At 71.7% G+C, this 13,412-nt stretch carries 13 protein-coding genes; 10 read left to right on the forward strand and 3 right to left on the reverse strand.

What is annotated here, in order from left to right; translation table 11 throughout:
- Positions 1 to 240: 240 nt before the first annotated feature.
- From ATL45_RS29920 to ATL45_RS29945, 6 genes are all read left to right on the forward strand, one after another.
- Positions 241 to 1,539 (forward strand): MFS transporter, encoded by a 1,299-nt coding sequence (locus tag ATL45_RS29920; RefSeq protein WP_246025628.1) that lies wholly within the window; start codon positions 241 to 243, stop codon positions 1,537 to 1,539.
- 10 nt (positions 1,540 to 1,549) lie between these two features.
- On the forward strand, positions 1,550 to 2,155 hold the full coding sequence (locus tag ATL45_RS29925; RefSeq protein ID WP_093146340.1) for a hypothetical protein: 606 nt from the start codon (positions 1,550 to 1,552) through the stop codon (positions 2,153 to 2,155).
- Positions 2,156 to 2,265: 110 nt separating this feature from the next.
- The gene (locus ATL45_RS29930; RefSeq protein WP_093146341.1) at positions 2,266 to 3,399 is read left to right on the forward strand and encodes a thiolase family protein; all 1,134 of its coding nucleotides are present in this window, start codon (positions 2,266 to 2,268) and stop codon (positions 3,397 to 3,399) included.
- Between the two features lie 203 nt (positions 3,400 to 3,602).
- The gene (locus ATL45_RS29935; RefSeq protein ID WP_093146342.1) at positions 3,603 to 4,748 is read left to right on the forward strand and encodes an acyl-CoA dehydrogenase family protein; all 1,146 of its coding nucleotides are present in this window, start codon (positions 3,603 to 3,605) and stop codon (positions 4,746 to 4,748) included.
- A gap of 321 nt (positions 4,749 to 5,069) precedes the next feature.
- Positions 5,070 to 6,257, forward strand: a complete 1,188-nt coding sequence (locus tag ATL45_RS29940) for a M14 family zinc carboxypeptidase (protein WP_246025629.1) — start codon at positions 5,070 to 5,072, stop codon at positions 6,255 to 6,257.
- Positions 6,258 to 6,316: 59 nt separating this feature from the next.
- Positions 6,317 to 7,183 (forward strand): LysR family transcriptional regulator, encoded by an 867-nt coding sequence (locus ATL45_RS29945; protein ID WP_093146343.1) that lies wholly within the window; start codon positions 6,317 to 6,319, stop codon positions 7,181 to 7,183.
- Here the strand turns inward: ATL45_RS29945 and ATL45_RS29950 are convergent.
- Positions 7,101 to 8,036, reverse strand: a complete 936-nt coding sequence (locus tag ATL45_RS29950) for a LysR family transcriptional regulator (RefSeq protein WP_093146344.1) — start codon at positions 8,034 to 8,036, stop codon at positions 7,101 to 7,103. The genes ATL45_RS29945 and ATL45_RS29950 overlap by 83 nt on opposite strands.
- 29 nt (positions 8,037 to 8,065) lie before the next feature.
- Positions 8,066 to 8,488, reverse strand: coding sequence for a VOC family protein (locus ATL45_RS29955; RefSeq protein ID WP_093146345.1), 423 nt, complete (start codon positions 8,486 to 8,488; stop codon positions 8,066 to 8,068).
- A gap of 163 nt (positions 8,489 to 8,651) precedes the next feature.
- On the opposite strand from ATL45_RS29955, the gene ATL45_RS29960 reads away from it, so the two are divergent.
- The 4 genes from ATL45_RS29960 to ATL45_RS29975 are packed head-to-tail and all read left to right on the forward strand — an operon-like array spanning position 8,652 to position 12,609.
- A complete protein-coding gene (locus ATL45_RS29960) occupies positions 8,652 to 9,416 on the forward strand; it encodes a crotonase/enoyl-CoA hydratase family protein (RefSeq protein ID WP_093146346.1) in 765 nt (254 codons plus the stop codon).
- A 4-nt stretch (positions 9,417 to 9,420) separates the two neighbouring features.
- On the forward strand, positions 9,421 to 10,068 hold the full coding sequence (locus tag ATL45_RS29965) for a PaaI family thioesterase (RefSeq protein ID WP_093146347.1): 648 nt from the start codon (positions 9,421 to 9,423) through the stop codon (positions 10,066 to 10,068).
- Between the two features lie 33 nt (positions 10,069 to 10,101).
- A complete protein-coding gene (locus ATL45_RS29970; protein ID WP_093146348.1) occupies positions 10,102 to 11,637 on the forward strand; it encodes an acyl-CoA synthetase in 1,536 nt (511 codons plus the stop codon).
- A 15-nt stretch (positions 11,638 to 11,652) separates the two neighbouring features.
- Positions 11,653 to 12,609: an LLM class F420-dependent oxidoreductase gene (locus ATL45_RS29975; RefSeq protein ID WP_093146349.1), complete on the forward strand. Its 957-nt coding sequence runs from the start codon at positions 11,653 to 11,655 to the stop codon at positions 12,607 to 12,609.
- Between the two features lie 44 nt (positions 12,610 to 12,653).
- Here ATL45_RS29975 and ATL45_RS29980 read toward each other — a convergent pair whose 3' ends face one another.
- Positions 12,654 to 13,346 (reverse strand): histidine phosphatase family protein, encoded by a 693-nt coding sequence (locus tag ATL45_RS29980; protein ID WP_093146350.1) that lies wholly within the window; start codon positions 13,344 to 13,346, stop codon positions 12,654 to 12,656.
- Positions 13,347 to 13,412: the final 66 nt, after the last annotated feature.

A 13,412-nucleotide genomic window follows, 5' to 3' on the forward strand; every position in this document is an offset into this window, starting at 1 on the left:
GCCTCTCCGGGCGGTGTGGCATCCGGTGCCGGCGGGCGATGGAGCCCTTCTTGTGTTTCGTTGTGCGCAATAAGTTGGGAGTCGGTGCTTTTCGCCTCTCGCGGTGTCCATAGTGGTGGGCTATCGGTGCGTTCGCGCGTTGCTCTTTGACGGTGTGATCCGGGTCTCGTTCAATTGGCGGGCAGTCGTCGCCTTCCCGGAATTCGCACCTCGTTCCCGCTTTCGCCGAAGGGACCGCGCATGTCCGTCGACAGAGTGCACGAAGCCGCACACGGTACCGCAGCCCCCGTCCAGCGGCCGGTGATGGCCTGGGTGATCACCGGAATGCTGGTGCTGTTCGTCGTGGTCAACTGGGCCGACAAGACGGTGTTCGGCATCGCCGCGCAGCCGTTGAAGGAGGAGCTCGGGCTGACCTCGGCGCAGGTCGGGTTCATCGGCAGCGCCTTCTTCTTCCTGTTCAGCATCGCCGGGTTGACCGTCGGGTTCATCGGCAACCGGGTCCGGACCAAGTGGGTGCTGTTCACGCTGGCCGCGCTGTGGTCGCTGACCATGGTTCCGGTGCTCGTCTCGGCCAGCTTCGCCACCCTGCTGATCAGCCGGATCGGGCTCGGCGCGGCGGAAGGGCCGTCGGGCGCGCTGGCCGCCGCCGGGGCATTCGAGTGGTTCCCGAAGGAGAAGCGCAGCTTCCCGTCGGCGTGGCTGTCCTCCGGTGCGTCGATCGCCAAGATCGCCATCGCCCCGCTGCTGGCGCTGATCGTCGCGGTGTGGGGCTGGCGGGCGTCGTTCGTCGCGCTGGCCGTGGCCGGGGTCGTGTGGGCGCTGGCCTGGGCGCTGATCGGGCGGCAGGGGCCGTACGCGGCGCCGCTGGGGCGCAAGGAATCCGCGCCGGTCGTGCAGCGGGTTCCGTTCCGGCGGATCGCGCTGTCGCGCACCTTCCTCGGCTGCGTCGTCGGCACCTTCACCATGTACGGGCTGGTGTCGGTGATCCTGACCTGGCTGCCGTCCTACTTCGAGGTCGGGCTGGGCATCGACCGGCTGCAGGCCGGGGTGATGTTCGGCCTGCCGAGCATCTCGGGCATGACGGCGATGCTGGTGGTCTCCTGGTTCAGCGACCGAGCTGTGGTGGCCGGTTCGAGCGCCCGGGTGCAGCGCGGTCTGGTGCCCGCTGGCGGACTGCTGGTCGGCGGTGTGCTGCTCGCGCTGCTGCCGTACCTGGTGTCACCGGTGCTGGCGATCATCGCGGTGGTGGTCGGCTACGGCATCGGGACGGTGGCGCTGCCGCTGGCGACGGCGGCGGTGTCGCAGATCTGCCCGCCCGCCCAGCAGGCCGGAACGCTGGGGGTCTTCCTCGCGTTGCAGTCGTCGTCGGGGCTGTTTGCGCCGGCGCTGACCGGCTGGCTGGTGGACGTCGCGCCGACGCCGAGCGAGGGCTTCGCCCTGGCGTTCCAGGTCTTCGGCCTGGCGGCCGTGGTCGGCGGGATCGCCACCGCCCTGCTGGTCAATCCCGAACGGGACGCCCGACGAATCCTCGGGTCGTGAGAGGAGCGCTGTGATCGTTGTCGTCGAGGGGCCGAGCGCGGCGGGCAAGACCACCTGGTGCCGTCGGCGCTTTCCCGATCACGTCGTCGACGAGTACCAACCGACCGGGAGCGAGCCGGTCGGCGATCCGGCCGCGCAGGCGAGCTACTGGAGCGAGGTCAACGCCGGGCGGTGGGTTGCGGCTCTCGGCCGGGAGCAGGAGACGGGCCTCGCGGTGTGCGACAGCGATCCGCTCAAGCTGCACTACAGCTGGTGCCTCGCCGCGATCGGCGAAGGCCCGGCGGCCCGGTTCCGCGCGGAGGCGGTGGCCGTCCGGGCAGCGGTGGCCGAGAAGCGCCTGGGGCTGGCCGATCTGGTCCTGGTGACGCTGCCGCCGCTGCCGGTGCTGCGGCGGCAGCGGGACGGTGATCCAAGCCGCCGGCGTCGCCACTTCGACCTCCACGCGCGGCTGTCGGAACCCCTCAGGCAGTGGTACCGCGCCTGGGCGACGGTGAGCCCGGGCCGGGTCGTCTGGCACCTGCCGGCCACGGAGCTTCCGCGACCGGGGAAGCGATCGGACCGCTACGACCTCGCGGTCTTCGACGGTCTGTTCGACGCGTTGCCGCGGCTCCCGTAGGCGTGCATAGGCGCGGCCTATTCGAGCGTTCTGGGTCTGATCTTTGCCCGGGAGCGGGATCCGGTGGTTCATTCGAATCCTGGCCCGCCGGTTCCGGACAGGAGATGCAGATGAGGGACGCAGTCATCGTCGAGGCCGTGCGCACCCCGGTCGGCAAGCGCAACGGTGCGCTGGCCGGGATCCACCCGGCGGACCTGTCGGCGCGGGTGCTCAACGCGCTCGTGGAGCGGGCCGGGATCGAACCGGCCGACGTCGACGACGTGGTGTGGGGCTGCGTGAGCCAGGCCGGGGAGCAAGCGGGCAACATCGCGCGGACCGCGGTGCTGGCCGCTGGCTGGCCCGAATCGGTGCCCGCCACCTCGGTGGACCGGCAGTGCGGTTCCAGCCAGCAGGCCGTGCACGCGGCCGCCGCCGGGGTCATCGCGGGCTACTACGACTTCGCCGTGGCAGGCGGCGTGGAGTCGATGAGCCGGGTGCCGATGGGGTTCGCCCGCCAGGGCGTGGACAAGGTGCTGCCGGACTCGGTGCTGGACCGCTACGGCGTGCGGGGCTTCAACCAGGGGATCGGCGCGGAGATGGTGGCTTCGAAGTGGGGCTTCTCCCGGCAGCAGCTCGACGAGTACTCGCTGTCCTCGCACGCTAAGGCCGCCGCGGCCATCGACTCGGGTGCGTTCGACGGCCAGCTGGTGGAGCTGCCGGAGCTGAGCGCCGACGAAGGCGTGCGGCGCGGCGGCAGCCTGGAGTCGCTGGGCAAGCTCAAGACGGCGTTCCGCGAGGACGGCGTGATCACCGCGGGCAACGCCTCGCAGATCTCCGACGGCAGCGGCGCGCTGCTCATCACCACCAGCGACATCGCCCGCGAACGGGGCCTGCGGCCGATCGCGCGGGTGCACACGGCGGTGCTGGCCGGCGATGACCCGGTGATGATGCTGTCCGCGCCGTGGCCCGCCACGCACAAGGCGCTGCGCAAGGCCGGGCTAGGCATCGACGACATCGGCGCTTTCGAGGTCAACGAGGCGTTCGCGCCGGTGCCGCTGGCCTGGCTCGCCGAGACCGGCGCGGACCCGGCCCGCCTCAACCCGCTCGGTGGTGCGATCGCCGTCGGCCACCCGCTGGGCGGTTCCGGCGCGGTCCTGATGACCCGCCTGGTGCACCACATGCGGGCCAACGGCATCCGCTACGGCCTCCAGACGATGTGCGAGGGTGGCGGCATGGCCAACGCCACCATCCTCGAACTCCTCTGAGAGCCGGATGCTGCCGCGATTTCAATGGAAATCGCACATCCGATTTCAATGGAAGTTGCGCGCCCGTCGGCGCGTCGGGCGTCCGACATGCCGACGGCGCGTCGGGATCCACGCGATTTCAATGGAAATCAGACGTCTGATTTCCATTGAAATCGCGTGCCGGGTGCGGGCTGAGCACCGGAGAGGGTTGCGAGGAGGAACGGATGCGCAGCAGTGCTTACGGGGCCGAGCACCAGGCATTCCGGGAGGTGGTCCGGGAGTTCCTGGCCAAGGAGGTCGTGCCGCACTTCGCCGACTGGGAGAAGGCCGGGCTGGTGCCGCGGGAGCTGTTCCGCAAGGCCGGCGCGGTCGGGATGCTCGGGCTGCAGGTTCCCGAGGAGTACGGCGGCGGTGGGACGACCAGCTTCAAGTTCAACGCGGTCATCACCGAGGAGACCGCCCGCGCGGGCGTTTCGCTGGGCGGGTCCAAGGTGCACACCGATGTGGTGGTGCCCTACTTCATCTCGCTGTGCGACGCGGAGCAGAAGCGGCGCTGGCTGCCGGGTCTGGCCAGCGGTGAGCTGATGAGCGCCATCGCCATGACCGAGCCCGGCACCGGGTCGGACCTGGCGGGCATGGCCACCACCGCCACCCGCGACGGCGACCACTACGTGCTCACCGGCGCCAAGACGTTCATCACCGGCGGGCACAACGCCGACCTGGTGATCGTGGTGGCCCGCACCGGGCGGGGCGAGAACCGGCGCGACGGGCTGTCGCTGCTGGTCGTGGAGCGCGGGATGCCCGGGTTCAGCCGGGGCCGAAACCTGGAGAAGCTCGGCCTCAAGGCGCAGGACACCGCGGAGCTGTTCTTCGACGAGGTGCGGGTCCCGGCGGCGAACCTGCTCGGCGAGGAGGGCCGCGCCTTCCAGTACCTGGGCGCGAACCTGCCCCAGGAGCGGCTGGGCATCGCGGTGTCGGGCCAGGCCGCGGCGGAAGCTGCGCTGCGCATGACGCTGGACTACGTGGGCGAGCGCGAGGTCTTCGGCAAACCGGTGGGCAGCTTCCAGAACAGCAAGTTCGAGCTGGCCGGGTGCGCGGTGCAGATCGAGGCAGGGCGGGCGCTGCTGGACCGCGCGCTCGACGAGCACGACGCCGGGGAGCTGTCCGCGGCCGACGCGGCGAAGGTCAAGGTGTACTGCACCGAACTCCAGTCCACAGTGGTCGACCGGTGCCTGCAGCTGCACGGCGGCTACGGCTACATCATGGAGTACCCGATCGCCCGCATGTACGCCGACGCGCGCGTCACCCGCATCTTCGGCGGCACCACCGAGGTGATGAAGACGATCATCGCCAAGGACCTCGGCCTCTGACGCGCTTGAGGAGCGCCCCGCCCGGCGCGGGGCGCTCTCGCGCGAGCGGCCGGGGACCGGAAATCCGTTCGTTCCGGGAGATTGACTCCGCAATGACGCGAACTTAGAGTCCTCAGCTGTGATCCCGGCCGATCAGGCGGTTCCGGGAAATGGCCCGCACCAGGGCGATCCGCGCCCTGGGCATTCTCGGCAGTGCGATGCGCTCGGAAGCGCGGTGGGATCGGTGCGCCGCGAATCCGGGCGCATCAGCAGCGTGCAATCCGCGAACGGAGACGTGCAACTGTGAGTCGAATTCCGCGTTGGAGAACGTCATTCGCCCTGGTGGCCGCCGGTTCGGCGGCGATGGCCGGAATCGCCGCACCGGTGCAGGCGGCACCGCCGGAGGGGCCCGGGCAGTGCAAGACCTTCGACGATCCGCAGTGGAGCGGGTGGACCGATCACGCGGAGCTCGGCAAGACGCTGCGGGACATCGAGAGCACCTCGGCCGGCCGGGTCCGCGTGGAGCAGGTCGGCACCAGCAAGCAGGGCCGGGAGCTGTGGGCCGCGCGCGTCGGGACCGGTCCGCGGGTGCTGATGGTGCAGAGCGCCATCCACGGCAACGAGCGGACCGGCACCGAGGCGCTGCTAGGCATCCTCAAGGACCTCGGCACCAGCCGGGATGCGGCGACCGAGCGGCTGCTGTCGTCGATCACCCTGGTGGCGCTGCCGATGGTCAACCCCGACGGCGGCGAGCTGAACCGGCGCATGAACGTCGTCCCGTGGGACCAGGTGGTCGCCGACTACCCGCAGCTCGCCGGCGCGCCGACGGCCTGGTACCACAGCCCGAACGGCGACGGGATCGACCTGCCGGGCTTCGACCTGAACCGGGACTTCAACCCCGACCTGGACTACGTGCCGCAGCCCGGGGACCTGCCCGGGCAGCAGGTCGACGCGGGGTTCTTCCTGTCACCGGAATCGCGGACCATCCGGGACACCTACCTGGCGCTGCGCGAGGAGTTCGGCGCGGTCGACGCGGTGGTCGACCTGCACCACATGGGGCCGTGCGGGCGCACCACGGGCGGGCCGCAGGACGGCAAGCTCATCTCGGTGGCGCTGGACTACCCGCCGCTCGGCGTCAACGACGGTGCGGCGTACAAGGAGCAGTACCCGCTGCTCGACCAGGACAAGTCCCGCCGCTACGCGCTGTCGGTGGCGCGCGGCATCCAGGCCGCCTACGGCTCGCAGTCGCCGTTGGCCGGGGTGGGCCGCTACCTCCACCCGCAGGAGCGCGAGTACGCGGGCCAGGGCCGGTCGGCGTTCGCCCTCAACGGGTCGGCGACCGTGCTGTTCGAAGTCCGCGGCCAGCAGGACGACCTCGGGCAGAAGCAGAAGGGCATGCTCATCCAGTCGGTGCGGACCGGGGTCGAATCGCTGATCGCGGCGATGGCCTCCGGTGAGGTGGACCGCCTGAACGGTGACGAGTTCTTCGCGCTGCCGGACTACGGCTGGGACACCACCGCGACGGACTGATCCCGTGTGGAAGGTCGTGAGCGCGAAGGCCTCGCGCTCACGACCGTTAGGCTGCCGGGGTGGAGCTGCACCAGGTCGAGTACTTCCTGGCCGTCGTCGATCACAACGGCATCAACGCCGCGGCGAGCGCGCTGCGGCTGGCGCAGCCCACGGTGTCGCAGGCCATTCGCGGGCTGGAGCGCGAGCTCGGCGTCGAGCTGTTCCACCGGATCGGCCGCGGCATGGTGCTCACCTCGGCCGGGCAGGCCTTCGTCGGCCCGGCCCGGCAGATTCTGCGCGACGTCGTCGCGGCCGAGGGCACGTTGGTCGACGCCGCCGGCCTGCCGCGCGGGCGGCTGGACATCCACGTCGCCGCCGCGCTGGCGGTGCACCCGGTGGCGCAGCTGGTCGGCCGGTTCCGGCAGCGCTACCCGAACGTCTCGCTGCGGCTGGCCGAGCTGCGCGACGAGGAGGCCGGTGCCGCGCTGATCCGCGAGGGGCACTGCGAGATCGTCTTCACCAACCTCCCGGTCTCCGCCGCCGACCTGCGGGTGGAGGAGCTGGGGGAGCACGAGTTCTGGCTGGTGTTCCCGCCGGGCACCGACGTGCCCGCGAAGGATCCGCTGCCGCTGGCCGAACTCCCGGATCTGCCGCTGGTCATCGTGCCGAAGAGCACCGGTCGCACCGCCATCGAGCGGGCGCTGAGCGCGGCCCGCAAGCGCACCCGGCCGTCGGCGGTCGTGCAGCACCGCGAGGCGATGCTGCCGTTCGTGCTGGCCGGTCTCGGCGGCACCGTGCTGACCCGGTCGATGGCCGAGCAGGCCGCCGCGCGCGGGGCGATCGTGCGGGCGGTCGATCCGCCGATCAACCTCGCTTACGGGGTGCTCTACGACCCGGCGGCGCTTTCTCCGGCGGGGCGGGCGTTCCTGCTGATGGCGCGGGGCTGACCCCGGCGACGGTCAGGAACGCCTCCGCGGCGGGCGAGAGCGGCCCCGGCCGGTGCACGAAACCGACGCTGCGGCGCAGTTCCGGCGTGATGGAGCGCAGGACCGCGCCGTGCAGTTCGCGTTCGGCCAGGGCGCGGGGCAGGAAGGTGGCGCCCGCGCCGTGCGCGACCAGGTCCCAGATCGCCTGCCGGTTGGCCGATTCCACCGCGACGGTCAGCGCCGAGGTGTCGAGCACGTCGTCGACCAGCGTGCGGGTGTCGGTGAGCTCCAGGACCAGCGGGATGCCCGCGACCGCGGCCAGCGGCACCGGATCGGGCAGCTGCTCGGCCAGCGCGGGCGGCAGGACCAGCACGATCTCCTGCGTGCCGAGCTCGCGAGTGAGCAGCGAGGAACTGTGCTGGGGCGGCAGTTTCGTCAGACCGAGCTCGGCGTTCCCGCGCCGCACCTCGTCGACGACGCGCGCCGAGACACCGGGATCGGAGACGTTGAGCAGCACGCCGGGGTGCCGCCGGTGGAACTCGCCCGCGAGCTCGGGCAGCGGGTGCGCGGCGAGCGTCGCGAGCGCGGCGATGTCGAGCTGCCCGCTCTCCAGCGCGCGGACGTCGTGGGCGGCCTTCCGGGCGCGCTCGACATCGCGCAGGATCCGGCGCGCTGGAGCCGCGAACGCCTCGCCGTCGGGCGTGAGCACCAGCTGGCGGCCGGTGCGGTGGAACAGCTGCACCCCGAGCTGCCGCTCCAGGCTGCGGATCGCCTGCGACAGGGACGGCTGCGCGATGTAGAGCGCCTGGGCGGCCCTGGTGACGCTGCCGTGGTCGATCACCGCCACGAAGTACTCCACCAGCCGCAGATCCACCCCGGCAGAGTACGAACGCCCACCGCTGCTCACGAGCCACCAGCTGCGCTGCGGTAGGTGCCGAAGGTCCAGAGGTTGCCCTCGGGATCGCGCACCGTCAGCGTGTAGGAGCTCGCCCCGGAGCCGAACTTGGCGTGGTGCGGCGGTTCCAACACGTCGCCGCCAGCGGCGAGCACGCGCTGGTGGACGGCGTCCACCTCATCGCTGACGAGGTAGATCGCGTTGCTGCCCGCGCGCATCCCGCCGTGCACGCTGTCGACGTGCTTGGTGCCGCCCAGCACCAGCGCCCCGCCACCGGGCCAGGCCAGCTCGGCGTGCACGACATCGCCCTCGTCGTCGGTGGCCACCAGCGCCTCCCGGAAGCCGAGGACGTCGACGAGGAAGCGCACGGCGGCGCGGGTGTCGTCGTAGTGCAGGATCGGCAGCAGCGCGGTCGGCGAGTTCTCGATCATGCGTGCGAGCCTAGGCCCGTTCGGGCGGGACTCCGCTCATTGATACCGGCTATCAGTGCGTGCGCGGTTCGGTCTGAATCATACCGGCCGGTCGGTCTGGACCTGGGCGGCGTGGCGGGCGATACTGGGGCCCGCCCTGGCCCGAGCCCGGAGGAGATGCAGCGTGGGTGACAGCGTCCTGACCGAGATCGCTGACGGCGTCGCCGTCATCACGATCAACCGGCCCGATGCCCGCAACGCGGTGGACCGCTCCGTCGCCGAGGGCCTGGCCGCCGCCATTGACGAGCTGGAAGCGCGCTCCGACGCGGTCATCGGCATCCTCACGGGCGCGGGCGGCACCTTCTGCGCGGGCATGGACCTCAAGGCCTTCACCCGCGGCGAACGGCCCTCCATCCCGGGACGCGGCTTCGGCGGGCTCACCGAGAGCCCTCCGTCGAAGCCGCTGCTCGCCGCGGTCGAGGGCTGGGCGCTGGCCGGTGGCTGCGAGCTGGCGCTCAGCTGCGACCTGATCGTGGCCTCCCGGGAGGCGAAGTTCGGGCTGCCCGAGGTCAAGCGCGGCCTGGTCGCCGCCGCAGGAGGTCTGCTCCGGCTGCCCAGGACGTTGCCGTACCAGCTGGCGATGGAGGTCGCGCTCACCGGCGATCCGCTGACCGCCGAGGTCGCCCACGCGCACGGGCTGGTCAACAGGCTCACCGAACCCGGCGAGGCGCTGGCCGGGGCGCGGGAGCTGGCCGCGCGCGTGGCGGTGAACGGCCCGCTGGCCGTCCGCGCCACCAAGCAGATCGTCTCCGGCGCGGTGCGCTGGACAGACGCCGAGGCCTTCGCCGAGCAGGCCGCCATCTCCGCGCCGGTGTTCACCTCCGCCGACGCCCAGGAAGGCGCGCTGGCGTTCGCCGAGAAGCGCAAGCCGGTCTGGCGGGGTGAGTGATCCGGTGGCAGTCGAGGACGACCTGGCGCAGCGCCGCCGGGCCGCGCGGGAGCTCGGTGCCGCGCTGCGCGAACTGACCGGTGCCGCGGTGGCCACGGAGGTCGACGCCGCGACCCTGACCGAGATCGCCGAGCAGGTCCGCGCGCTGGTCCCGCCGCTGGACGCGGCCCGCCGCGAGCGCGGCGAACCGGCCGCCGTCGACGGCGGGCAGCGGGCGCGCCGGATGTACAACCCGGCCTCCGGCCCGGGCAATCCGATCGCTCCGCCGATGGAGGTGGAGATCGTCGACGGCACCGCGATCGGCCGGTGCACGCTCGGCCTGACCTACGAGGGCCCGCCCAGCTACGGGCACGGCGGGATCAGCGCCCTGCTGCTGGACCAGATCCTCGGCCACGCGCACTCCACCCGCGGCAAGCACGGCATGACGATCAAGCTCGACCTGCGCTACCGGCGGCCGGTGCCGCTGGAGACGCCGCTGCGCGTCGTCGGCCAGGTGGTGCGGGTCGCCGGGCGGTGGACCGAATCGGTCGCCACGATCAGCACCGAGGAGGACCCGGAAACCGTCCTGGTGGAGGCCGAGGGCGTCTTCGTGGTGCCCAGCGCCGAGCAGGCCGAGCGGCTGTTCGGGGAGTTGGCGCGCCTGGCGAGGTGATCAGCGGGTGCCGATGGTTCAAGGAGGAGCCGCATGTACCCAGGAATCCACGCTGCTACCCATCCCGATCGCCCGGCGCTGATCATGGCCGGGTCCGGTCGGGGCCTGACCTACCGAGAGCTCGACGAGCGGTCGCTGCGGCTGGCCAACCTGCTGCGCTCCGCCGGGCTGGGCAAGGGCGATGTGATCGCGCTGCTCAGCGACAACTCACCGCAGGCCTTCGAGATCTACTGGGCCGCGCTGCGCTCGGGCATGTACCTGTGCGCGGTCAACAGCCACCTGCAACCCGCTGAAGTCGCCTACATCGTCAACGATTCCGGGGCCAGCGCGCTGCTGGTGTCGGCTGGCCTGGGCGAACTCGCCGAGGCCGTCGCCGAGGAGGTCCCGGCCGCCGGGCTCCGGCTGGCCTTCGGCGGTGACGTGCCGGGCTTCGACGACTACGAGCGGGCGCTGGCGTCGGCGTCGGCGGAGGTGCCCACCGCGCAGCCCTGCGGCGCGGACCTGCTGTACTCCTCGGGAACCACCGGGCGTCCCAAGGGGATCAAGCCGAACCTGCCCGACCGCCAGGTGCACGAACCCGGCAACGTGCTGGTCGACCTGCTGCGCGGCTTCTACGGCTTCGACGAGGACACCGTCTACCTCTCTCCGGCGCCGGTCTACCACGCGGCACCGCTGCGGTACTGCGCCGCGGTGCAGGCGATCGGCGGCACCGTGGTGATGATGGAGCGGTTCGACGCGGAAGGCGCGCTGCGGGCGATCGAGCGCTACGGCGTCACGCACAGCCAGTGGGTTCCGACGATGTTCGTCCGGATGCTCAAGCTGGACGAGGAAGTCCGCCAGCGCTACGACCTGAGCAGCCACCGGATGGCGGTGCACGCCGCCGCGCCCTGCCCGGTGGAGGTCAAGCGGGCGATGATCGAGTGGTGGGGGCCGGTCCTGCAGGAGTACTACGCCTCGACCGAGGGCATCGGCATGACGCTGATCGATTCCGCGCAGTGGCTGGAGAAACCGGGTTCGGTCGGCCGCGCGATCCTGGGTGAGGTGCACGTCTGCGACGAGGCGGGCGGCGAGCTGCCCAGCGGCGAGGTCGGCACCGTCTACTTCGGACGTGACGAGATCCCCTTCGAGTACCTGGGAGACGCGGACAAGACCCGGTCGGCCAAGCACCCGGAGCACCCGAACTGGGCCACCGTCGGCGATCTGGGCTACCTGGACGACGACGGCTTCCTGTTCCTCACCGACCGCAAGGCCTTCATGATCATCTCAGGCGGGGTGAACATCTACCCGCAGGAGGTCGAGGACGTGCTGGTGCTGCACCCGGCCATCCTCGACGTCGCGGTGTTCGGGGTGCCCGACGAGGAGATGGGCGAAGCGGTCAAGGCGGTCGTGCAACCGGCGCCCGGGGCGGAACCGGGCCCGGAGCTGGAGCGGGAGATCCTCGACTACGCCAGGCAGCGCGTCGCGCACTACAAGGTGCCGCGCAGCGTGGACTTCGCCGACGAGCTGCCGCGCACTCCCACCGGAAAGCTCGTCAAGGGAAAGCTCAAGGCGCGCTACGCGTCGTCGTGACGAAAGAGGACTGCAGTGCAACGACGTTGGGGCATCACGGTGCCGTTCCAGGAGCTGCCGCTGGCCGGGCAGCGCGAGCTGATCGCCGAACTGCCGGATCTGGGCTACACCGACGTGTGGTCGTCGGAGGCCAACGGCACCGACGCGTTCACGCCGCTGGCGCTGGCGAGTGCGTGGGCTCCGCGGCTGCGGCTGGGCACCGCGATCGTGCCGGTCTACACCCGCGGCCCGGCGACCCTGGCGATGAGCGCGGCGTCGCTGGCCGCGGCGGCGCCCGGCCGCTTCGCGCTGGGCATCGGCACCTCGTCGAACGTGATCGTGGAGCGCTGGAACGGCATCCCGTTCGAGGAGCCCTACAAGCGGGTGCGCGACACGCTGCGGTTCCTGCGCAAGGCGTTGCGCGGGGAGAAGGTCACCGAGACCTACGAGACCTTCCGGGTCCAGGGCTTCACCGCGGGCGTGGTCCCCGATCCGGCACCGCCGCTGCTGGTCGCCGCCCTGCGGCCCGGGATGCTGCGGCTGGCCGGCCGGGAAGGTGACGGCGCGATCCTCAACTGGCTCTCGCCCGAGGACGTCCGCACGGTGGTCCCGCACGTGCACGAAGGCGGTGCGGGCAAGGAAGTCGTGGCGCGGATCTTCACCATGCCCGACGTCGACGCCGACACCGCGCGCGGCATCGCGCGGCGGCAGATCGCGGCCTACCTGAACGTGCCGGTGTACCGGGCGTTCCACGAGTGGCTGGGTCGCGAGGAGCTCGGCCCGATGTGGCGGGCGTGGGACGCCGGTGACCGCAAGGCCGCGCTGGCGGCGATCCCGGACAGCGTGGTCGACGAGCTGGTGGTGCACGGCCCGGCCGAGCACTGCCGGGAGCGCATCCAGCAGTACGTCGACAACGGCGTCACCACCCCGGCCATCGCGCTCGTGACGCCGGGTGACCCGGCGGACGCGGTCCGCGCGCTGGGCTTGAAGTAGCCCCGGGAAGGAGAGCTCCGATTCCAGCCAAGCGTGCGGCCGGTTCAGCTCAGCGCAGCGGCCTCGGCGGCGAAGTCGGCCCCCAGGTGCGCGGCGTCGTTGAAGCCGCGGACGATCCAGCGGTCGGCGGTGACCACGATCCGCGATATGGAGCCGTTGTCGGCGCCGAGGAAGGCCAGCGGGCGGGATCCGGTGGCCAGCGCCATGACCTGACCGATGACGCCGCCGTGGGTGAACACCGCGATCCGCTGGTCTGGGTGCGCGAGGGCCAGGCGCTCGATCGCGCCGCGGACCCGGGTGTTCAGCGCCTCGGCGGACTCCGCGCCGGGGATGACGTCCCAGCGCTGCTCGGCGTGCATCCGGTGGACAAGCGGATCGTTCGCGGCGACCTTCTGGCGGAACAGGCCGCCCTCCCACTCGCCGAGGTGCACCTCGCGCAGGTCCGGTTCGACCTGCGGGGTCAGGCCGAGCCGGGCGGCCAGCGGCGCCGCGGTCTGGACCGTCCGGCGCAGCGTGGTCACGTAGATCGCGTCCAGGCCGGCACCGGCAAGCCGCTGCGCGACGCGCTCGGCGTGCTCCCGGCCCTGCGGGGCCAGCTCCGGATCGCCCTGACCGCCGACCAGCGGGAACGGCCGGTCCGGGCGGGCGGGGGCCGATTCGCCGTGCCGGACGAGCAGGACGTCGGCGGCCCCGGCGGGGACCGAGAACCGGGACTGTCGGTACTCGACTTCGGACATGCTGGCTCGCTTTCCTGGGCAACTGGTCCGCATGGACCTTCCCAGCGCGCCAGGCGCTTTTCAAGC

This window comes from Saccharopolyspora antimicrobica (assembly GCF_003635025.1).
Classification (GTDB): domain Bacteria; phylum Actinomycetota; class Actinomycetes; order Mycobacteriales; family Pseudonocardiaceae; genus Saccharopolyspora; species Saccharopolyspora antimicrobica.